Genomic DNA, 21,442 nt, shown 5'->3' on the forward strand with positions numbered 1-21,442 from the left:
GCCACCGACCCCACCCGCGATCCCGACGGCTGCCTGGATCAATCCGCCGTTCCCGCTGCCTGAGGAGGTGACGACGATGCCAGAGTGAATCCTCCGCTAATTTTCCCAACGGGTGGTCTCAACAAGGTTGACAGGTTCCGCCGGAGTTCCGTGACCATGCGAGAGCGTATGCGAACGGTACTACCGTCCTGCATATGAGTAGCAAGGCATTGCCTCAGTACGAACTGGTGCTACCCCCGACCAACAGTCCGCTGCTTGGCCGATACGGGTTCCACACCGAGCCAATCCTTGAGCTGGGTGATTCGAACGCAAGCGAGTCAGCCACGCTCGCGGCCGTCCGCGACGCGCTGCTACCGAAGCTGCTGTCGGGCGAGTTGCGAGTGGGCGAGGCCGCCGGGCTCGTCGGAATGCCGCCAGCCTCGACCGCTGCGGGCAGGAGGCCATCATGAGGCCACCAACCTGACAATGCAGCGGCGAATGAGGCGACGCGAGCGTCGTTGGCCGGCATGAGGTCCATTCCATTGTCTGCAATCAACACAGCGGCGACCGGCCGAGTCGGGCGATAGCAAGCAGGATATACTGAACTCGATGGTCGATAAAAGGCGATATCCGCGGCCGCCGATTCGAGAGGCGTTGCTCGACCTGCGGGTCGAGTTGCCCGCTGATACGCCACTCGATGCCCTGGCGGCCTTGCAGGAAGGCGAAGAGCACAGATACCCGGCTCTCAACTCGCGCATGCAGATGCACGGCCGCTTTACGGTGGGGGCTCAGGTCGCGGCTGAAGCGCTCTCAACGCCAGTCGGGTACACCTTCACGAGCGAGGACGAACGACAGATTTTCCAGGCACGGTTGGACGGCTTTACCTTCCATCGACTGGCGCCCTACAGCCAGTGGCCCGACTTTCGCCAGGAGGCGCACCGGCTCTGGACGGTCTACCGCGAGCGGCTGCATCCGATAACCGTCACAAGGATCGCTCTCCGCTACGTGAACCGTCTTGACCTGCCCGAGACGATCCGAGACTTGAAGGAGTACCTGCGCACCGTGCCGGAGGTGTCGCCTGATTTGCCGCATGGGCTGACGGGGTATCTGATGCAGTTGCAGATGCCACAGGACAATGCAGGCACGATGCTCATTTTGAACGAAGCAATTGTGTCGCCTCCGCGGCCGAACGTGACCTCAGTGCTGCTCGATCTGGAACTTATGCGCCCACTCCAGAGCACACCGGACGAGGCACAGCTCTGGCAGATGATCGAGGAACTGCACGACCTGATGTACGTAGGGTTCGAGGCGTCGATCACCGATCGGACAAGAAATGAGGTAATGACCTGATGCCTGCATTATTAGAAAAGCGCTCACTGGTCGGCTGGCCTGTCATTCAGCGGCCGCTCCAGTCCGATGACAGTGCGGCTCCGCAGAGCGTGGACGGCCGCGAATTGGCGGCGCGGATCGACCAGGCACAGGCTCAACTAGCCGAGCCCGCCGAGGCGTGGGGCGAACTGGCAGACGAAATCGACGACTTTGACTATCGGCCAATGCCACCGAAGCGATTCTTTACCATGAGGGTCAGGATGCGCCGCCCGGAACGCGGCCGCCCGATGCCGTTCGTCTTTGATGACGACGATATCGACTGATGATCCAGCCATGGTGGGAGCGCATCGGTGGACCGGGCTTGGCTCAAGGGGATCTGCTGCCCGACTGTATCGTCCCCATAATGCCGCCCGATTACGAGCCACCTCTGCTGGATGACGAAGGGGACTACACTTTTGGTGGAGCAGTCTTCGACCTAATCATCATCACTCAGAGCTGTGATCTGGAGAACGACAAGGCGCCGCTGGTTGCAACCTGTCCGATTTTCACGATCGCTGACTACGAACGGGAAAATGAGGCGTTCAAGCGAAAGGGACGCTGGGAGCAGGTGCGCAAGGGCCAGATTGAAGGACTGTATCTGTTGGCATCGCCGGATGAACCGGACGACAACCGCAAAGCTCAGGTCGCGGACTTCCACCAGATCTACAGCCTACCGGTTGGCTATCTCATTAACCATACCGCCCGCTTGGGAAGCCGCTGGCGGCTGCGCTCGCCATACCTTGAGCACTATTCGCAAGCCTTTGCTCGCTTCTTTATGCGAGTCGGGCTGCCGTCGGATCTGCCGCCGTTCAGGTAGGCAACGCGGCGTTGATAGAGCAAGATCGGCCAACAGCCGATGTCCGTAACGTTCACCGAGTCCACCGTCGAAGAGGCTGCCCTTGGCTGGTTTGCGGCGCTGAGCTACACGGTGCTGCATGGGCCGGAGATTGCGCCCGGCGCCGAGCGTGCCGAGCGCAACTCATACGGCGAGGCGGTGCTGCCGGCGCGGCTGCGCGCCGCCATCGCCCGGCTCAACCCCTGGGCTTCGGCCGAGGCGCGCGAGGAGGCCCATCGCCGGCTGCTGCGCCGTGAGTCGCCCTCGATCGTGGCCGACAACCAGCGCTGCCACCGCCGGCTGGTGGACGGCGTCGGCGTCGAGGTCCGCGACGCGGCGGGCCGTGTGCGCGGGGTCAATCTGCGCCTGATCGATTTCGAGGACCCCGCCGCCAACGACTGGCTCGTGGTCAATCAGTTCACCGTGATCGAGGACGGCCACAACCGCCGGCCCGACCTCGTCGTCTTCGTCAACGGCCTGCCGCTCGCCGTGATCGAGCTGAAGGACCCCACCGACGAGCAGGCCACGATCGGCGCCGCCTTCAACCAGCTCCAAACCTACAAACAGGAGATCCCCACGCTCTTTCTCCAGAACGAGGCGCTGGTCATCTCCGACGGCATCGAGGCGCGGGCCGGCTCGCTGACGGCAGACTGGGAATGGTTCGTGCCCTGGAAGACGATCGCAGGCGAGGAGCTGGCCCCGGCGCAGATGCCGCGCTTGCAGGTGCTGATCGAGGGGCTGTTCGAACCGCGGCGCTTCCTCGACTACCTGCGCAGCTTCATCGTCTTCGAGCAGGACGGCCCGCAGCTCCGCAAGATCCTCGCCGCCTACCATCAGTTCCACGCCGTGCGCCGCGCGGTGGAGGCCACGGTTCAGGCCAGCCACGTGGACGGCGACCGCCGCGCCGGCGTGGTCTGGCATACGCAGGGCTCCGGCAAGAGCCTCTCGATGCTCTTCTACGCCGGCCAGCTCGTGCTGCACCCGGCGCTGCAGAACCCCACGCTCGTGGTGATCACCGACCGCAACGACTTGGACGACCAGCTCTACGGGACGTTTGCCCGCTGCGCCGAACTGCTGCGCCAGGACCCGGTGCAGGCCACCGACCGCGCGCACCTCCGGCAACTCCTCCGCGTCGCGTCCGGCGGAGTCGTCTTCACCACGATCCAGAAGTTCTCGCCGGAGGAGCGCGGCGACCGCTTCCCGCTGCTCTCCGACCGGCGCAACATCGTCGTGATCGCCGATGAGGCGCACCGCAGCCAGTACGACTTCGTCGACGGCTACGCCCGCCACCTGCGCGACGCCCTGCCCAACGCGACGTTCATCGGCTTCACCGGCACGCCGATTGACCTTGAGGACCGCAGCACCCGCGCCGTCTTCGGCGACTACATCAGCGTCTACGACATCCAGCGCGCCATCGACGACCACACCACCGTACCGATCTACTACGAGAGCCGCCTTGCCAAACTGGCGCTGCCCGAGGAGGAGCAGCCGCACCTCGACGCGGAGTTCGAGGAGCTGACCGAGGGCGAGGAGGAGACGCAGCGCGAGCGGCTGAAGACGAAGTGGGCGGCGCTGGAGGCCGTGGTCGGCGCCGGGCGGCGGCTGGAGCTGGTGGCCGAGGACCTGGTGGCGCATTTCGAGCGGCGGCAGCAGGCGCTGCTGGGCAAGGGCCTCATTGTCGGCATGAGCCGCCGCATCTGCGTCGAGCTGTACGAGGCGATCATCCGCCTGCGCCCCGCCTGGCACAGCGACGACGACGCGGCCGGCGCGATCAAGCTGGTGATGACCGGCTCGGCGCCGGATCCGCTCACCTGGCAGCCGCACATCCGCAACAAGCCGGCGCGCGAGGCGCTGGCGCGGCGCTTCAAGGACCCGGACGACCCGTTGCAGCTCGTGATCGTGCGCGATATGTGGCTCACCGGCTTCGACGTGCCGGCGCTGCACACGATGTACGTGGACAAGCCGATGCGCGGCCACGGGCTGATGCAGGCGATCGCCCGCGTCAACCGCGTCTTCCGCGACAAGCCGGGCGGGCTCGTGGTGGACTACCTGGGCTTCGCCGACCAGCTCAAGCGGGCGCTGGCGCAGTACACGGCGGGCGGGGGCGCCGGCCAGCCCACCGTGGACCAACGCGAGGCCGTCGCGGTGACGCAGGAGAAGGTCGAGATCGTCGCCGCCTTCTTCCACGGCTTCGACGCCTCGCCGTTCAAAGCCGGCACGGCCGCGGAGAAGCTCGCTGTCTTGCCCGCGGCGCAGGAGCACATCCTCGCCCAGGCCGACGGCAAGCGCCGGTATCTTGTCGCCGTCTCGGAGCTGTCCAAAGCCTTCGCCCTCGCCGTACCGGCCGACGAAGCGATGGCGATGATCGACGACCTGCGCTTCTACCAGGCGGTGCAGGCGGTGCTGGGCAAAGAGTCGATCCGCACGCAGCGGGCGCCGGACGAGCTAGACCACGCCATCCGCCAGCTCATCTCCCAGGCGATCGCGCCGGAGGGCGTGGTGGACATCTTCGCCGCCGCGGGGCTTGCGAAGCCCGACCTCTCTATCCTCTCCGACCAGTTCCTCGCCGAAGTGCAGGCGCTGCCGCAGAAGAACCTTGCGGTAGAAGTCCTGCGCAAGCTGCTCAACGATGAGATCAAGACCCGCTCGGCGAAGAACGCCGTGCAGGCGCGGTCGTTCGGGGAGCTGCTGCAACGGGCCGTGCTCGCATACCAGAACCGCTCGATCGAGACGGCCCAGGTGATTGAGCAGCTCATCCAGCTTGCGAAGGAGCTGGAGCATGCGCAGCGGCGCGGCGAGCAACTCGGGCTGCGCGAGGATGAGCTCGCCTTCTATGACGCGCTGCGGCTGAGCGCGAGCGCGGTCGATGTCATGGGCGATGCCACGCTGGCCGCGATTGCACGCGAGCTGGTGGCGAAGGTGCGGGCGAACGTCACCGTAGACTGGACGGTGCGGGAGGACGCGCGAGCGGCCTTGCGGGCGCTAGTGCGGCGGGTGCTGCGCCACCACCGCTACCCACCCGATGCCCAGCCCGAGGCGATTACCGGGGTGCTGCAACAAGCGGAGCTGTTTGCGGCCGATTGGGCGGCATAGCACCCTATCGGACGTTGCTTCCCTCCGCTGGCGGCCTCGCTGCGGCTTCGCGGCGTGCGTGATCACTTCGTCCGTGCCGAGATTGTGGTGTTGGGTCACCTGCTGCGCGACACGCGGTGCCCCATCGACCTTGTGGTTCAGCCACGCCGCCGGTGGTCCTTCAGCACCTCCTCGGCGATGGCGAGGGCCTCGGCCTCGGACAGACCATACTTATCGGCTTCTCGCCGGGCGATGGTGTACAGCTCTTCCTTGACATTGACCGTCTTCGCACCGTCCAGGCCAAAGAGATCGGCTTCCCGGTGCATGAGGCTGATGATACGGTCGATGCTGAACAGCTTGCCCTTCATCGCCTCCGGCCAGAGCACGCCGATCAGCCGATCGATGCGCGCGGCCATGATCTGCCGCCGCTCCTCGACCTCATCGGACGGGTGGCGTGCCAGCGACCGCTTGACCGCTTTGCGGGCTCCGGAAGCGTCGCAGTAGTGCAGCTCGCGGGCGATCTGCTTGTAGCCCATGCCCTCGATGCGGAGCACGGCCGCGCAGTCCTCTTTGTCCCAGCGCAGGCGCAGTTTGTCCTCGTTTGTCAGCGCACCTTCGTTCATGGTCTTCACCGCCTCTCTCACTCATGACGCCCTAAGCGCGTCCCACTGCGTCATCTTCCCGCCCGCGGCCGGCTTCCTTGCCCTGCGCCCGATCTGCCCCAACGGCTCGTCCATCCGTGCACTGGCTTCAAGCCGGTGCGCGGGTTGCTGTCTTGGCCGGTTCAGAACGTGATGCCGTTCAGGATGTGTCCTCCCCATCGCTATGCTGCCAGCGCCTCACGTGCATTGGCGGCAACCCGGCGCGGCCGGCAGCGTACCGGACAGACCACACGCAGCACACTGCCCGTTGACTCGCCGCAATCGGCGCACCAACGCAAGTCGCAGAGGTAGCAGACAGCGCCCGGTGCGACGACGACTCCGTGCGGGCAGGCCGAGTCGGCGGTGTCGGCCGCCTGCGGTTCATCCCTCGCGGGGGCAGCGTAATTCGAAGAGTCGGCGGAACGATCGTCAGCGTCGTCAGCACCGTCAGCCGGCTCGATTTCACGCCTGCGTTCGCCGCCGCTGCTGACGATCCCCTGGATACTGCTGACAATCCCCTGTGCGCCATCGTAAGCGGGATCGTTAGCGTTGTGGCCGCGCTGCACGCCTGCTTGCGCCGCTGCCGACGGTGCTGACGATGCGGACGGTGGGTCCGCCGCCTTCTCCACCAGGCTCAGGTGAATCGTCCGGGCACCGGCGTGCCCCTTTCGCGCGAACTGCACGCCGATCCCGATCGTGAGCAGGTTGGGTTCCAGCCGCTTGAGCGCATTGGAGAGCGCGTTGGCTGCGGCGGGCCAACCGCGCGGCGAGCGTTGCCGCTCTGCTTCGGGCAGACGTACCCGCAGCTCGTCCAGCAGATCCCGCGCCGTGCCCTGCCAGCCGTCGGCCCCGGCCGCCTGCACAAGCGCCTGAAGCGGCACAACCAGGGGCGACGCTTCGAGAGGCAGGGCGGCGCCTTCGTCGCGGTTGTCACCGTAAGCGTTCTCGAAGTCGTTCCCGGTCCAGCCGAGCGCGGGGGCCACGGCCACGCCCCAGTGAGCGAAGTCCGCCATGCGGAATGGCCGGGACACTGAGACAGCGGACGCATTCCGCAGCCCGATAGCAACCGCGTCGAACAGCGCGCCGAGGATGCTGGGCTGCCCTCGCGCGAAGTCCAACCAGAACTCCCGCTCCGGCGTGACCTGCTCAAGCCGGGGCGGCTCGATGAAAATGCTGCGATCGAGCAGGTCGCTGCGCTCCACGAAGTCTGTGATCCCGGTCATGAGCAGGGGGCGCACGGCGTCGAAGACCTGCTCTTCGTCATCGGTGTAGAGGGCGCGCACCCCCAGCCCGCCGCCTGTGCTGAGCCGGCAGAGGCCATCCGAGAGCCAACCGGGCAGGTGGCTGAAGTTGTCGAAGACGAGGAGGTGCGAGCCACGCGCGACCACCGCAAGATCGCGGAGTTCGCGCGGCTCCGCCCGCAGCGTGAGCGTCGCCGGGTCGGTCAACTCCTTCGCCACGCGGGCGGTGGTGCTCTTGGCGCGACCCTGGCCACCACGCAGTACCAGCACGGGATACGGTCCCTGCCCCAGCAGGGCGTAGCTCAACCAGGTGACGAAGAGCCGGAAGCTCGCGTCCTCGCCGACGTTGACGAACCGGCGCAAGGCGGCGATGGCCCCGCCCGTCACCGGCTCTGGCAGCGCCCGCAGTGTGGGCGACCGCCAGAAGCGGACCGGCGTGTCCGCGATCGAAACCAGCCGCCAGCCGGTCCTGTCGATCTCGGCGCAGCGCCAGCGGGCGTCGCCGAGATCAAGGAAGACCTTCCCATCGCAGGATGCCACCCGGAGGAAGACGGCGCGCTCTGGGCCATCGTGGAGCGCACGGCCTTCCAGAACGCCGAGCGTGTCCTGCACGGCCTGGGCACGCGGACTCGTGCCTTCGGTTTTGTAGCAGAGCGCGGCGAGCCAGGTACGAAACCCCTTCGACCGCAGCGGCTGCGTCTCCGTGTGGTCATCACGGCGGAAGCTGGCAAAGGCCCGCCCGTCTGGCGTATGGAACAGCTCGACCTGCATCTGCTCGGCGAGTTGCACCAGGCGCGTCGCCTGCGATGGGGGGCGCGCGGCGGCTGCTCCCGGCGCAGGCCCGGATGCCGCCGCCGTTCCCGGCTCCCGGTCACTGGCGAAGCTCGCGACCCAGTCTGTCCAGGTCGGCGCCGCCGCCATCGCCGCGCGCACGTCCTCGGCGGTGTGTCCGTCCGCCAGGTAGTCCGCGATGTCGCCCTTTTCCTTCACGTCTGGCAACTCCACCACGCGCACTTCGGCGGCGATGCCGGTGAGCGCCGCGCCGACGTGCTGCATCAGACCACGACCGGGCGCATCATTGTCGGGGAAAAGGTAGACGCGGCGGCCGCACAGCGGTTCAAGCGCCATGCCGAAGTCGCGCTGCTCTGCGCCACCACCCAGCGAGACGGCGACGAAGCCTGCGCCTCGTGCGGCATCGGCGCACTTTTCTCCTTCATGGAGTTGCACGTCGGCTCCAGCGGGAGCAGCAAGCAGCTCCAGCAGGCGGTACAGCGGCAAGCCGCTGATCGTCACCGGCTGGCCGTTCACTCCCTCCCACGGCATGGTCTTGCCGCCGTCCGGCTTGACAATACGCGCATGGGTGGCACGGAGTGCGCCATCTGCAGCGCGGTACTCGTGGCGCGTGGCGTCGGTTGCGAGCGCGGGTGTGCGCGAAGTCGGCACCCTCACCTTCTGCAGCTTCCGGCGCTGGCCGGTATAGCGTCCGACTGGCCAGTAGCCCCGCGCGCGCAGTACGTCGATCACTGATTGCTGAAGACAGCCGGCGTGGCAGCGCACGAGCACCCGCCCATCCCGCTCGGTCACGCTCAAGCTGGGATGCGTATCCTGGTGCTTCGGACAATGGGCCTTCTGGCCAGCCGGACGTTGGCAATCGCAGCGGGCACGCTCGCAGCGCAGTGCCGCGCGAATCGTTGGTGCATCCGGGCGGTTGGTCGGGTTATTGTCGAAGGGTTGGAATTGTGCAACCATATGATCAGTCTCCTTTCGCCCGCTTCGCGCGGCGGTAGCGAATGCAGCGCGAAGCGGGCATGAGATTCAGCGCCGGCCAGGTGTGGCCGGCGTTTGCGCACTTAAGTGCCTCGCGCGGCGACGCGCTGCTGCTCGACCCAGGCGCGCAGCGCCTCGACCGGGATCAACCGGATGCCGCGATCGGCGCGGAACGACTCAATCGCGCCGCTCGCTAGGTACTCGTAGAGGCGCGAGCGCGAAACGCCAATCATGCGTGCTGCATCCCCCGCCCGTACCGCCAACGGTTCAAGCCGAATGGCGCAACCGTCCGGCTCGGCAACAGTGCTCATCGGTCCCACCCCCGTCCATCTGTGTCCAGTCGCTATGCATTCATGCTAAGTTGGAGGCGAACAGTCGTTCTATGCGTTATCTGTGACTTACGACTGACACCCGGAGGACCGAGCGCGTATGGCGAATCGCATCCTCTCCGACCCGGACGGCGAGCTGCCGCACATCACCAACGAGTCCGGCTGGCTGGTGCCCGCCGCCCGGCCTGAGCTGGTCCCGGTCGCGCCCAACGGCACCACCGCTGAGGGCGCTTGGCTCCGCTGGCCGGCATCAGAACAACAGAGACGTGTCATCGCGCCCAAGGGGCTGCTGTTCGCCTTCGCGGCGCTTGTGGCGAAGCCGGCGAGCGCGATCCGCACCTTCGCCGCACGCTACGGGCCGCTGTGCCTCTGCCTGCATCGGCCGCTGCGTGCCAGCTACCTGCCGTTTGGCGTCGGCTTCGTGGAGTACGCCCCGGATGGCAGCATCATCGCCGCTCACCCCGACGGCCCGCTCGTCTTCCGCGACCGCGACCCGGACATGCGCTGGTGCGAAGACCGCCACCGGCCGGGCATCTGCAACAACGACAGGCGCAACGACGGCAGCCTGTGGGAGTCCGCCGCCGTGTGGACGTTGCTTGCTGAGCAGGCGGGCGCGATCTTGCGTTGCGCCACGGCGGTCGGCATGGGACAGGCCGGCGACGCCGCAGACTGGGCCGTGATTCGCCGGATGCTCGGCGCCCAGCAGAGGCCGATGCCGGCGAGCATCGATCCTGCCGTCCTGCGCGCCGTCGCCGAAGCCGTCGCGCGGTCCGAGGCTGCCGCTCTCGGCGACGTGGACGCTTGGCACGAGTTGGCGCAGACTTCCCTGCACGCCGGGGAAGCGTGGCGGTGCCGGCCAGACGATCCGCTATCGCTCGTGGCCGCGCAGGCGACGCTCTGCCTAGCGGTGTCGCTGTGGCTTGACCGCGGCGGCGTGCGTCCGGTGCTGGTGCTGCCGCTCGGCAACGTGGACCAGCCTCTGCGGGACACGCCGCGTGCGCTGCCGCGGCAGCCGGCCGTGCGCTACGGCGCCACCAACCTGATCGGCGCCGTGGCGCTTCAGCTCGCCCTGGCGCTCGCTGATGTTTCGGCCGCGCCCAGTTGCGTCATCTGCGGCGAACCGTACGGGGTGACGCGGCGGCCGCGGGCGAACAGCATGAACATCTGCGGCAAGGCCGCTTGCACGCGCGAGCGCGACCGGCTCAACCAGCAGCACGCGCGGGCGCGGCGGCGGCTCAGCCGAGTCTCTTAACCGATTCGCAATCTACTGACACAGTTCGTACATCAACTGTACATCAACGCGCGTGGAAAACACTGGACGGACATGGAGCTGTGACGGGTGACGTAGACGGAAGTTAGGCGTGAAATCGGTCCAATACCGTCCACAAAAGACAAGAAAAACGGTAGAGCGACTGGTTAAGAGTCAACTGCTCTGCCAATTGAGCTACGGAGGCTCGACGGGCACACGAACCCGCTGCAAATACCTTAGCGAACAGCGGCTCAGCTTTCAAGCCGCGGGGCCGGCCGGGATCCCGACCCATTCAGAAGCATATAGAGCAACGCGCCCGCGACCAGGTACTTCATTCGTGCCTGGGTGAACGCATACAGTCGCGGGTCGTCGCTGAAGCGTTCCGGCAGCTCCTCCGGCACGCCCTGCCCCGCGCCGATGTTGCGCGGCAGCGGATGCATGATCGCCGCGTCTGCCCGCACCGACGCGGCAACTTCGTCGGTGAGCACAAACACTCCCGGCTCCTCGCCGGCGGGCAGGTACCGTTCGGCCATGCCCAGGTGCAGGTTGTTCGCCTGCGCGAAGTAGATCACGTCGGCGCTCGGCGCTACCAAACGCAGATCGTTGACCAGCGCCAGGTCGACGCCGGTTGCCGCCAGCGAAGCGCGCAACTCCTCGAACAGCGCGGTCAGCGCCGGACGCACGACGAGGCTCAGCCGCAATCCCTGGCACACGCGCCCAAGCAGCATCGCCAGCGACTGCACAATCACCAGCGAGGCGCCGTCGCCCGGCACGACCGCGACATGAAGTTGGTCGATGCGGCCCAGCGCCCGCCGAATCGTGACCAGGTCCGCCAGTGCCTGTGTCGGGTGCTGGGCGCTGCCGAGCGCCGCCCGATGCGCCGGCTCACCCGCGTTGATCACCGGCACGCGAGAAACGGCGGCGGCTCGCTCTGCTCCGCCCGCCGCCGCGGCGCGCACGACGATCGCCGCATAATCGAGACCGTTGAGAATGCGCACCTCGTCTTCGATGCTCTGCCGGCGACCTTCGGCGGTGAACGCGTCCTCGAAGTCAGCCTGCTCGTGGCCACCGCCCAGCCGCTTGATCGCGCGGGAAAAGGCGAGCCGCGTGAGAAAGCTTGGCTGTTGAAAGAGGTGGAAAATCTCCGTTCCGCTCAGCGCCGTTGCCGGCCAACCCTGTTCGAAGCGGGCAACCGTCGGCAGCAACTCCCCGAGGATCCAGGACCGCTCGAACTGCTCGACCGCCAGCACGTGCCGCATCTGCATGCCCCCTCCTCCTCTGCCGCCTCGTCCCTCGTCGCTCAAGCGAAGGGGCGGCCGCGTGGCCGCCCCATGCTCAAGCTCGCCTCCCCCGTCTCGCGCCTAGCCCCGCGGCAGGCCCAGGCCACGCGTGGCGATCAGGTTGCGCTGGATCTCGTTGGTGCCGGAGAAAATGCTCGTCGGCACCGAGGTCAGGTAGCCCTCCGGCAGCTCGCCGGAAAACGGCGCCCGCGGCTCTTCCGGCACGAGCTGGCCGGGCAGCCCCACCATGTTCACGCCGTAGCGGTAGATGCGCTGCCCCAGCTCCGACTGGAAGATCTTGATCACCGAGGCTTCGTAGTTGGGGTGGCGGCCCTTCGCCTGCATGTCGCCGATGCGATAGCCCAGATACTTCGCCACGTTGTTCTCGATCACCAGGTTTGCCAGGCCGAGCCGGTGCCGCTCGCGCTTCTCCACCGGCTGGTCCTTCAGCCAGGCGCTCAGCTTCTCCAGCGTGCGCCGCTGCGCCGCCGTGCCGCCGATACCGGAGCGCTCGAAGTCAAGCAGCGTCATGCCGACGTACCAGCCGCGATTCTCCTCGCCCACGAGGTTCCTGCGCGGAATGCGCACGTCCTCGAAGAACACCTCGTTGAAGTGATGCCGGTTCGCCATGTTGATCAGCGGGCGCACCTGCACGCCGGGCGTGTGCTTGATGTCGAGCAAGAGAAACGAGATGCCGCGGTGCTTGGGCGCGTCCGGGTCCGTGCGCGCCAGCATGAACATCCAATTGGCGCGGTGGCCGCCGGAGGTCCAGATCTTCTGGCCGTTGACGACGTAGTCGTCGCCGTCGCGCACCGCGCGCGTCTGCAACGACGCCAGGTCCGAGCCGGCGCCCGGCTCAGAGTAGCCCTGGCACCAGATCGCCTCGCCGCTGGTGATGCGCGGCAGGTGCTCCTTTTTCTGCTCCTCGGAGCCGTGGATGATCAGCGTGGGGCCGATCATGCCGACGCCAAAGCCGCGTGTGCCGGTGTCCGGCGCGCCGGCGTAGCCGAACTCCTCGTTGAAGACCATCTGCTCGTAGATCGAGGCGCCGAGACCCCCGTACTCTCTCGGCCAGGCCGGCGCGATCCAGCCGCGCTTGCCCAGCTCGGTGTTGAAGCGTTGCGCCGCGGCGAACGCCTCATCGTTGCGGGCGCCCATCGAGCCGCCGTTCTCGAGATCCCTGGGCAGGTGCTGTGCGAGGAAGCTGCGCACCTCCGCGCGCAGCGCCTCCTCCTTTTCGCCGAACTGCAGTTCCACGCGATCCATCCTTAGCGAAGGGTGCAAATCGGGCATGCTCGCGGCGGAGAACGCACAACGGCGGCGCCGCGATCGGGTTTTGCGGTCTCGTTCCGCTGAGCACGCAGGCACGAAACGCCCGAGGCGGCGGTACGCGGCGCGCGTTGGCCGCCGCACTGCTCCACGGTTACCATACGTTTGCGCAGGGCAAACGAACAAGCGGAGGTCGCGATGACCGCGGTCGCCTCGCTGGAAGCCGGACTACGCCGTCTGGCGGATGCCGCCGCGGCCGACGGCGTTGAGGCCGGCCTGGCCGCCCTGCAGATCGAGCGTGGTGAGCGGGTCAGAGTCGATGCGGATCGTCCGTTTGCGTCGTGCAGCGTCTTCAAGGTGCCGGTGCTGGTCGAGGCCTTCCGCCGGGCCGCGGCCGGCGAATTCTCGCTGCTCAACCGCTGGCAGCTCAGCGAGGACGACAAGACGGTGGGCAGCGGCGTGCTGCAACTGCTCGACGCGCACCTGGCGCCCACCGTGCATGACCTGCTGACGCTGATGATCGTGATCAGCGATAACACCGCCGCCGACATCCTCGTGCGCCGGCTCGGCGCCGAGCGCGTTACGGCCACGATGCGCGAGTTGGGGCTGCGCCACACCTGGGTCAGCGCCACCTGCCGCCGCCTGTTCGAGCTGATGGATCTGCCGCGCGACCACCGCCTCGCACCATCCGAGCGGGCGCGGCAGTGGAAGCAACACCCAACCGATCCAGACAGCCCCGCCTACCACGCCTCCGCCGAAAACGACGTGACCAGCGCCGACGATATGGTCGATCTCTTCGCCGCGATTCAGAGCGGCGCGGGCATGGAGCGCATCGGCCTGGGTCGCGCCGAGTGTGAGCCGATGCTTGCCATCCTGTTGCGGCAGCAGTTGAACGACCGACTGCCGCGCTACCTGCCCGGCACGCTCGACTTCGCCCACAAGACCGGCTCGCTCAGCGGCGCCTGGGAGATTCACAACGACGCGGGCGTGTTGACCCTGGAGAACGGCGAGCATCTCGCGATCGCGGCCTTCACCCGCGCCCGCGTGCCCGAGGGCGCCGGCCCGCGTGAACTCTCCGCCCTGCGCCGCCGCCTCGACGACCTGATCGCCGAAGCCGCCCGCGCGGCCTACGAGCACTGGCGCTCGTAGCGGGCCGCACGGCGGCGGGCGGAACCGGCCCGCCGGCGGCGCGCGGCGCGTCATGGGCCGGCGTCCTACTCTTGCGCCGCCGCCGCGACCAGGATCTCGACCTCCGCCAGACACTCGCCGCACCCCTGCAGATGGCCCGTTACCGCCTCGGCCTCCGCGGCCGCCAGCTCGCCTATCACATAGGCCAGCAGCGTGTCGGCGGCCGGGCAGGAGCGACGGTAATAGACCCGGAGCAGCAGATGCGCCACGCGTCGGTACTGTGCCAGCGCGGCGCGGCAGGCGGCGCAGCGCAACAGATGGCGCAGGACCGGCGCGTCGGGAGTCTCTCGATAGATGAAAGCGATGAGCTGCTCCCCCTTCAGTTCACCGGGCGCCATACAGCCGGGGGGCACGTCGTTCGTAGCGCGGGCCTCCGGCGAAAGATCAGGGCGGCAGCATCGCCACTGCACCCGCGGCACCCGTTGTAAGTAAACGGTCGAGCACCGCCGATTCGCGCATCAGTTTCCTGAAACTTGTGCGGCCCTGCGGATCTCCTTCTGATGTCTGAGAAGCGGGCGACGCCGTTCCGGCATACGATGAGAGCAACACGAGAGCAAACTTGTTCATGGGACGCGGGACGCGGGACGAGGCTGCGGAGGGTAGCCGGCGCATGAGTCAGCGGCGCATTGAGACCAACCAGGACCTGGCCGAGCTGCTGAGCGACGTTGCGGTCGCCTACAAGATTCGCGGCCGCAACCGCTTCGAGGCCCAGGCCTATGAGAGCGCCGCCGCCGGCGTCGAACACGCCACGCGCAACGCCCGTGAGCTGTGGCAGCAGGGCACGCTCACCGAGATTCCCGGCATCGGTAAGGGCATCGCCGGCTACCTGGAGGAGCTGTTCCGCAGCGGCCATGTGCGCCACTTCGAGGAGGTGTTCGCGGGCATTCCCGAGGCGGTCTTCGACCTGGTGAAGATCCCCGGTGTCGGCCCGGCGACAGCGCAGAAGCTGGCCGGCGCCGGGGTCGAAGACTTGCGCGACCTCGAGATGAAGATCACCAGCGGCGGTCTCGCCGGCAAAGGCTTCTCGGCGAAGGCGCTGGAGAAGCTCGGCAGCGGCCTGGGGGAGCTGCAGCGCCGCTCCGGCCGCCTGTTGCTGCCGGCGGCCGAGCGGCTGGCTGCCGAGCTGCTGGTCCACTTGCGCGGGTCGGGCCTCGTGGTCGCGGCCGAGGCGGCGGGCAGCCTGCGGCGGCGCGTCGCGACGATCGGCGATCTCGACCTCGCCGCCGCCAGCGAGCGCCCCGCCGATTTGATCGCCCATTTTGCGACTGCGCCCGGCGTGGCTCGCCTGATCGAATCCGGTCCCTCTGCCGCCAGCGTCACGTTGCACAGCGGGGTGCGTGTCGATCTGCTTACCGCCCCGCCGCACAACTACGGCGCTCTGCTGCACCACTTCACCGGCTCCAAACAGCACAACATTCACCTCCGGGCGATCGCGCGCCAGCGTGGTCTCTCCATCTCTGAGCTGGGCGTGCTGCGCCTGGCGGACGGCGTTGTGCTGCCCGCCGCCACGGAAGATGAAGTCTACGACCTGCTGGAGATGCAGACGCCCCCGCCGGAGCTGCGCGAAGACTCGGGCGAGATCGAGGCGGCGCTGGCGCACACGCTGCCGCAGCTGATCGAAGCGGCGGCGATCCGCGGCGACTGCCACACGCACACGCGCTGGAGCGACGGCGCTAACAGCATGGCCGAGATGGTCGCTGCCTGCGGCGCCCTGGGCCGTTCCTACATGGTGATCACCGATCATTCGTATCCCAACCTCGATTTCGCCGCCCGCTCGCGCGAGTTGGACGCGCTGCGGGCCTCGAATCGCGGCATCCGCCTGATCGACGGGCTGGAAGTGAACATCACCTCCGAGGGCGGCCTGCAGGTGCCCGACGCGATCTTGAGCCGCCACGAGTACTGCATCGGCTCGATCCACAGCAGCTTCCGCCAGCCACGGGAGGAGATGACCGCGCGCCTGCTCTCTGCCCTGGCGAATCCGAACATCAACGGCATCGCCCACCCCACCGGCCGGCTGATCAACCAGCGCGAAGGCATCGACGCCGACTGGGGCGCCGTGATGGCCGCGTGCCTGCGTCATGACAAGTTCTTGGAGATCGATGGCTGGCCGGACCGCCTCGACCTGCCGGACGGGCTGGTGCGCGAGGCGGTGCGCCGCGGCGTGAAGCTCGTGATCGACAGCGACGCCCACGCCACCGATCAGTTGCCGGCGCTGCGCTACGGGGTCGAGGTGGCGCGGCGTGGCTGGGCCGGCGCCGCGAACGTGCTCAATACCCTGCCCTACGAGCAGTTTGTGCAAGAGGCCCATGTGCGCCTGCGCGACTGAGACGCTGTCATGCAGCCGTTAGCCCTCCCGCTGGTGGGTGAGATCGACCAGAGAGCGGGGCGCGCCGCGACGCTCCGCCGCCCAGAGTATGGCGGCCGTGCGCAGCTTGTCGGCCTTCGTGGTGGCGGCTCGCCGGCTGAACACGTCGTAACCGTTGCGCTCGATTCGCTCCAGGATCGCGCGTAGAGCCACCCAGCCGGCCGCACGGGATAGAGGGCGAACTTCGGCAAGGAGGGGATCCCCGTCTCGGCGGGGCGGTAGATCGCGCGGTTGAGGTCGATTTCTTGGTGAACTGCATGGCGAGACCGAGGTCGGCGGCATAAGGCAGTGCGGCGGGACCACCCAGGCCCACGATCGCGCAGATCATCAGGCCGATCACCGAGGGAGGCAGCGCGGCCGAGCGGGCGCACGCCGATGCCTACATCGCCAAGCCCTTCAATCTGGTGGATCTGGAGGAGCTGGTGCGGCGCTGGTTGCCCTCCGGCGACGGGACCGGGTAGCGGCCGGAGCAACGGCGTGGGCAGCGCGGCCCCTACCTGCCGGGTGAAGGTGCTCGCATCATCCTAGCGACGAAAGAATTATGACAAACCGCTCTGGCTACTGTCGTCGGTACTGGCGGGGAAGGCGCCGCACGCGCACGCTGGAAGAATCCCCCGTCCGACCCCCGCACGGGACCGTGAGCAATGCTGGAACATGACCGGACCACCGATCGCTTCATCGGCGCCCGCTATGCCGTGTCGGCGCCACACTTTCTGCAGCGCATGCGCGAGCTCTTGATCGCGGGCTGGGAGATGGGTCCCGCGCTCGAACACCTGTTGGACGAGGCTGTGTGGTCCCCGGCAATGGCCGGCGTCGAGCCGCTGCTGACGGCGGACGACGTACTCGCCGAAGCCCAGCGCATCCTGCATGAGCATTATGTCGGCTGAGGCCGCGGCTCAGCCAGGCTGAGCGGTGTACATCAGCCAATCGATCCGCCTCTTTCTAAGACATGGTTTCAAAACCGGCTGGAGTTCCCGCTTGCAGAGATGCGATCGCACGTGAACGCCGGTTTTGAAACCATCTGTAAAGGCTAAAGGCCGGACAGCGCCGCGCTTGTTTACCGCCGGGGGTGCTGGCGGGCGTTGCACGGGCTGCATACGCTAAGGATGCACCCCGTCCGGCGCCTGAACAGGACGGTGAGTGATGAACGATCGCGAGTGGCCAACGGATCAAGCAGCCGACGCGCAGCCTGCCGGGCCCGCGCCAGGCGTGCTGCAACGTCTGTGCCAGCATCTGGCCGCCGGCTGGGAGATGGTTCATTCGCGGATGCGCGGCCTGTTCAAGGTGATCTCGCGCCCGGCGCGGCCGCTGGTGGATCCGCTGCCCACGGTCGAAGCGGTGCTCGCCGAAGCCGAGTGCATCCTGCACGAGCGCTACGTGCGCTGAAGCGCACCCCGCCCGCAGCAAGCGATCGCCTGGCCCGCCCTCTGCACCGACGCGGCCGCTCGGCCCCACGGCGATGAACGCACATGCAGGATGAACGCCCGGGTGATGATCATGCCGGCGATGAGAGTGAGGTAGAGGAAGAAGCGCCAGTGGCGGTGCTCTGAAGCCTCAGGTGGCGCCCGAAGGAACCAGAGCACGTACGCCGGATAGAGCAGGAACGCGGCCACCACGCACAGATACACCAGCGACTGTTGCGCGGCGAGCAGCAGCGCCACGGCGAGCAGAGAGAGCGAAAGCGAGAACCAGGCCGTACGCCGCAGGCCGAGATAGGTCGCGACGGGGGCCAGGCCCGCGGTGCGATCGGGCGTGGGGTCCTGGATTGCGCCGAACGCCTGCGAGGCCATCGCCCACAGGGTGAAGGCGATCACTTCCAGCCAGGCAAACACGCCGGCGTGACCGTACAGCAGGCCGAAGACGAGCGGCGTGACGAACTGCGTGGCGGAGGTGAACGAGTCGAGAAACGGGACTTCTTTGAAGCGCAGCGGCGGCGCGCTGTAGGCGATGCTGGTAAACAGCAGAAACGCCAGCGCCGCCGCGGGTGCGCTGCTGGTGGCGAACAGCATGGCCAGCAGGCGTAGGTTCGTGACGATGATCGCGTTGATCAGCGCCCGGAAATACCGCGGCCGGATCACGGCGCCCTCGATCGAGCGCTTGCGCGGGTTGAGCCGGTCTGAGGCGAAGGCGAAGACGTCGTTCAGTCCGTAGAGCAGACGATTGTACGGGAAGAGGAAATAGAGTCCGCCGGCCGCCCACCGCCCCCGGAACACCCGCCAGCGGCCGCTCGCCACGGCGGCCCGCTCTGCGCCGCGGCCGAACCGCTGCAGGAGCTGTGCCAGATCCACTGGCGCCGCCGAATGTGCCGCGCGCTCACCGGCCAGCCTCAGGCCTCGGTATAGGTCTCGATCACCTGGAAATCCCCGGCGTCCAGCGGCGCGAGGCCGCTCTCCGGCGCGTCGGCCGCGGCGAAGGCCGCGGCCTCGTCGCCCCGCTGGAAGGCGTTGAACAGATCGAACAGCCGCGTCTTGTGCGGCCGCTTGCGGCCGATCGGGCAGCGTTCCCAGGCTTCCAGCGATTCGTCGCAGTAACCCATGCGCCGCTCGCCGCACTTCGGCTGCAGTTGTCGCGCCAGCTCCGGATAGACGCGGAAGATTTCGGCCCGCATCAGCGAGACCACGCGGCGGAACTCCCACTGCGCGCGCGTGCAGAGGCGTAGATCGGCCAGGTGCAGCAGGGCCGCGAAATTGATCGTCACCTTGAAGTTGGTATTGGTCGCGTTGGGCAGGACAAAGCGCGCGTCTTCCCCCGGTACGCCCGCCGCCACCAGTTCTTCGTAGAACGAGCCGATCTCGGCCATCAACGTTGCAAAGCGGTCGCCCATACCCGCGCGCTGCACCGTGTCGGGCACGCTGAAGGGGAAGCGCCCCTGCTTGTACACGACGTAGCGCTGGCTCTGCTGCTCGAAGGAGATGCCTACGCGGTGCCGTACGAACTGGTGCGAGAAGGCGCGGCTGATCCCGGCGATCGCGAACTCGAACCAGACCTGCTCCAGCGGAGAGACGTGGCCAGTCCGCATTCGTTCGTCTACGAATATCAGCATCTGCTCACGCGTGATACGCTCGTCCGCGATGCGCGCCGCTACCTGCTGCGGCGTCAAGGCCGAGTAGCACGTGCGGTAGGCCATGTAGAGCGAGCGGATGGGGTCGTGGGAGTGGTCGAGCAGCCGCACGTCGATCGCCATTACGTCGAACCCTCGATTCCGTGGTCAACGAAGCCTGTGATAGGATAACAGCCAGTCGGCTGCCTGGCGAGGGTCGCCGGCGATCGAATCTCGGGAGCCTCGCCGCGCGTCTCCGCTCCGCCGGCCGCAGCGCTCAGGAGCCAGCAGCCCGTGGCCAACCGTCGCGATCGCGGCCTTGACCGCTTCATCAACCCACCCGCCCCCGATCGCTCCAGCCACCGGGCCGGCCGCGTCCTGGCGCCCAGCGCCCGCGCGACAGCCCTGCGACCGGTCGCGGAGCCGCGCACCACCCGGCACGCGGCACGCCCGCCGGCAACGTCCCATCCGCTGCCGCTGCGCGTCTATCTGCTGCTGGCGATCACGTTCGGCGCGGCGGTACTGGGCGTGCGCGCCCTCGGCCGCCGCCCCCACGGCGGCAGCTCGGAAGCGGCGAGCGCGGGGGCCGTGGCCGCCCAGGGCGCGGCGGCAGCCTCCGCGCCGGCGAGCTGGGTCGATCCCGCCGTCGTGCAGCGCTATCAGGCGCAGCTCAGCGGCCTGCTCGCCGGGCGCGACGGCAAGTACGGCTTCGTGGCCCTCGATCTCACGACGGGTGTCGCCCTGCTCAACGATGCGGATACGCAGTACCGCGCCGCGAGCGTGAACAAGCTGCCGATCGTGATCGACCTCTACCGTCGGGCCGCGGCGGGCCAGATCGATCTCGACGCGACCACGGCGATCGCCGACGACGAGATCCAGCATTACGGCACCGGCACAATCCAGTCGCAGGGCTCCGGCCAGGTCTACTCCTACCGCGACCTGGCGAAGCTCGCGATCGAGGAGAGCGACAACACCGCCGCCTTCGTGCTCGGCAAGCGCCTCGGCCTCGACAGCGTGCAGGCCGACCTGCAGTCGTGGGGGCTCAAGGCCACCTCGCTGGTGGACAACCTGACCACCGCCCGCGATGCCGCCGTGCTGCTCAGCCTGCTGCAGCAGCACAAGCTGCTGTCCGCGGCCGCCACGAACGAGGTGCTCGCGTTCATGCAAAACACGGTCTGGACTGACCGCCTGCAGTCCGGCGTCCCGGCCACGATCCCCGTCGCCCACAAGATCGGCACCGATGTTGATGTCTTCAACGACGCGGCGATCTTCCTCGCGCCCGTGCATCCCTACATCGCCGTGGCCCTGGGCTCCGGCGTCGGCGAGGACGACGGCAACGCGACGTTGACCGCCCTCTCACGCCTCGTCTACCAGTTCGAAGCCGCGCTGCCCGCGGCCACGCACCAGACGCATCATTAGCCGGACACCAGCGGAGTTAGACCTCGGCCGCTTCGGCCTCGCCGGCCGGCGGGCCTTCGAGATGCGACTGCAAGTTGGCCAGGCCGACCGCCAGTGCGTCCAGGTAGCCACGATCTACCGCGCCGAACGAGAGCAAGCGCTTGAGCAGGTAGCGCGGGCCGGACGGCTCGATCGCGGCGATCACGGCCGTATCCTCCGGTCCCAGCACGTCCAACCGATAGTCGAGAGCGAAGCGCTCGCCGGCGCCGGCAGCTACCACCAGCCGCAGCGCCTCGGCCGGCTGTTCGACCAGGACTTCCACATGCCCACCACGTTTTGCCAGGTCGCCGGCCAGCGCCCGCCAGACCGCGTCGCGCGAGGCCGCCACCTCTACCGTTAGTTCCTGCCGCATTGCGCCTTG

19 protein-coding genes are annotated in these 21,442 nt (G+C 67.8%); 10 read left to right on the forward strand and 9 right to left on the reverse strand.

Features of this window, described 5'->3' with window-relative positions; translation table 11 throughout:
• Window positions 1-588: 588 nt before the first annotated feature.
• From VKV26_23975 to VKV26_23990, 4 genes are read left to right on the forward strand one after another with little or no spacing between them, the layout of a single operon-like run.
• Window positions 589-1,329, forward strand: coding sequence for a TIGR04255 family protein (locus tag VKV26_23975; GenBank protein ID HLZ72972.1), 741 nt, complete (start codon window positions 589-591; stop codon window positions 1,327-1,329).
• A complete protein-coding gene (locus VKV26_23980; GenBank protein HLZ72973.1) occupies window positions 1,329-1,631 on the forward strand; it encodes a hypothetical protein in 303 nt (100 codons plus the stop codon). The genes VKV26_23975 and VKV26_23980 overlap by 1 nt, the downstream gene beginning before the upstream one ends.
• Window positions 1,631-2,164 (forward strand): hypothetical protein, encoded by a 534-nt coding sequence (locus VKV26_23985; protein HLZ72974.1) that lies wholly within the window; start codon window positions 1,631-1,633, stop codon window positions 2,162-2,164. Before VKV26_23980 ends, VKV26_23985 begins: the two co-directional genes overlap by 1 nt.
• A gap of 39 nt (window positions 2,165-2,203) precedes the next feature.
• On the forward strand, window positions 2,204-5,275 hold the full coding sequence (locus VKV26_23990; protein HLZ72975.1) for a type I restriction endonuclease subunit R: 3,072 nt from the start codon (window positions 2,204-2,206) through the stop codon (window positions 5,273-5,275).
• Window positions 5,276-5,412: 137 nt separating this feature from the next.
• Here the strand turns inward: VKV26_23990 and VKV26_23995 are convergent, their stop codons facing one another.
• The 3 genes from VKV26_23995 to VKV26_24005 form a co-directional block, all read right to left on the reverse strand.
• Window positions 5,413-5,886, reverse strand: coding sequence for a hypothetical protein (locus VKV26_23995; protein HLZ72976.1), 474 nt, complete (start codon window positions 5,884-5,886; stop codon window positions 5,413-5,415).
• A 191-nt stretch (window positions 5,887-6,077) separates the two neighbouring features.
• Window positions 6,078-8,885 (reverse strand): hypothetical protein, encoded by a 2,808-nt coding sequence (locus VKV26_24000; GenBank protein ID HLZ72977.1) that lies wholly within the window; start codon window positions 8,883-8,885, stop codon window positions 6,078-6,080.
• A 101-nt stretch (window positions 8,886-8,986) separates the two neighbouring features.
• Window positions 8,987-9,136 (reverse strand): helix-turn-helix domain-containing protein, encoded by a 150-nt coding sequence (locus VKV26_24005; GenBank protein HLZ72978.1) that lies wholly within the window; start codon window positions 9,134-9,136, stop codon window positions 8,987-8,989.
• Window positions 9,137-9,332: 196 nt separating this feature from the next.
• Between VKV26_24005 and VKV26_24010 the strand changes: the two genes are divergently transcribed.
• Window positions 9,333-10,484, forward strand: coding sequence for a hypothetical protein (locus tag VKV26_24010; protein ID HLZ72979.1), 1,152 nt, complete (start codon window positions 9,333-9,335; stop codon window positions 10,482-10,484).
• Between the two features lie 248 nt (window positions 10,485-10,732).
• On the opposite strand, the gene VKV26_24015 is transcribed toward VKV26_24010, so the two are convergent.
• Both VKV26_24015 and VKV26_24020 read right to left on the reverse strand, forming a co-directional pair.
• Window positions 10,733-11,746, reverse strand: a complete 1,014-nt coding sequence (locus VKV26_24015) for a hypothetical protein (protein ID HLZ72980.1) — start codon at window positions 11,744-11,746, stop codon at window positions 10,733-10,735.
• A 96-nt stretch (window positions 11,747-11,842) separates the two neighbouring features.
• Window positions 11,843-13,018 (reverse strand): acyl-CoA dehydrogenase family protein, encoded by a 1,176-nt coding sequence (locus VKV26_24020; GenBank protein HLZ72981.1) that lies wholly within the window; start codon window positions 13,016-13,018, stop codon window positions 11,843-11,845.
• 210 nt (window positions 13,019-13,228) lie between these two features.
• On the opposite strand from VKV26_24020, the gene VKV26_24025 reads away from it, so the two are divergent.
• Window positions 13,229-14,179 carry a serine hydrolase gene (locus tag VKV26_24025; GenBank protein ID HLZ72982.1) on the forward strand — a complete coding sequence of 317 codons (951 nt, stop codon included), beginning with the start codon at window positions 13,229-13,231 and terminating at the stop codon, window positions 14,177-14,179.
• A 65-nt stretch (window positions 14,180-14,244) separates the two neighbouring features.
• Here the strand turns inward: VKV26_24025 and VKV26_24030 are convergent, their stop codons facing one another.
• Entirely contained in the window at window positions 14,245-14,556 is a 312-nt protein-coding gene (locus tag VKV26_24030) for a hypothetical protein (GenBank protein ID HLZ72983.1), read from the reverse strand.
• A gap of 272 nt (window positions 14,557-14,828) precedes the next feature.
• Between VKV26_24030 and VKV26_24035 the strand changes: the two genes are divergently transcribed.
• From VKV26_24035 to VKV26_24045, 3 genes are all read left to right on the forward strand, one after another.
• On the forward strand, window positions 14,829-16,544 hold the full coding sequence (locus VKV26_24035) for a PHP domain-containing protein (GenBank protein ID HLZ72984.1): 1,716 nt from the start codon (window positions 14,829-14,831) through the stop codon (window positions 16,542-16,544).
• Window positions 16,545-17,227: 683 nt separating this feature from the next.
• Window positions 17,228-17,470, forward strand: coding sequence for a hypothetical protein (locus VKV26_24040; GenBank protein ID HLZ72985.1), 243 nt, complete (start codon window positions 17,228-17,230; stop codon window positions 17,468-17,470).
• A 256-nt stretch (window positions 17,471-17,726) separates the two neighbouring features.
• A complete protein-coding gene (locus VKV26_24045; protein ID HLZ72986.1) occupies window positions 17,727-17,969 on the forward strand; it encodes a hypothetical protein in 243 nt (80 codons plus the stop codon).
• On the opposite strand, the gene VKV26_24050 is transcribed toward VKV26_24045, so the two are convergent.
• Together VKV26_24050 and thyX are read right to left on the reverse strand one after the other, a co-directional pair.
• Window positions 17,957-18,871, reverse strand: a complete 915-nt coding sequence (locus VKV26_24050; protein HLZ72987.1) for a UbiA family prenyltransferase — start codon at window positions 18,869-18,871, stop codon at window positions 17,957-17,959. The genes VKV26_24045 and VKV26_24050 overlap by 13 nt on opposite strands.
• 38 nt (window positions 18,872-18,909) lie before the next feature.
• Entirely contained in the window at window positions 18,910-19,767 is an 858-nt protein-coding gene (thyX, locus tag VKV26_24055; protein HLZ72988.1) for an FAD-dependent thymidylate synthase, read from the reverse strand.
• 150 nt (window positions 19,768-19,917) lie between these two features.
• Between thyX and VKV26_24060 the strand changes: the two genes are divergently transcribed.
• Window positions 19,918-21,042: a serine hydrolase gene (locus VKV26_24060; GenBank protein ID HLZ72989.1), complete on the forward strand. Its 1,125-nt coding sequence runs from the start codon at window positions 19,918-19,920 to the stop codon at window positions 21,040-21,042.
• A gap of 16 nt (window positions 21,043-21,058) precedes the next feature.
• On the opposite strand, the gene VKV26_24065 is transcribed toward VKV26_24060, so the two are convergent.
• Window positions 21,059-21,433 (reverse strand): hypothetical protein, encoded by a 375-nt coding sequence (locus VKV26_24065; protein HLZ72990.1) that lies wholly within the window; start codon window positions 21,431-21,433, stop codon window positions 21,059-21,061.
• Window positions 21,434-21,442 lie beyond the last annotated feature (9 nt).

It is taken from the genome of Dehalococcoidia bacterium, from assembly GCA_035310145.1.
In the GTDB taxonomy this organism is placed as follows: Bacteria; Chloroflexota; Dehalococcoidia; order CAUJGQ01; family CAUJGQ01; genus CALFMN01.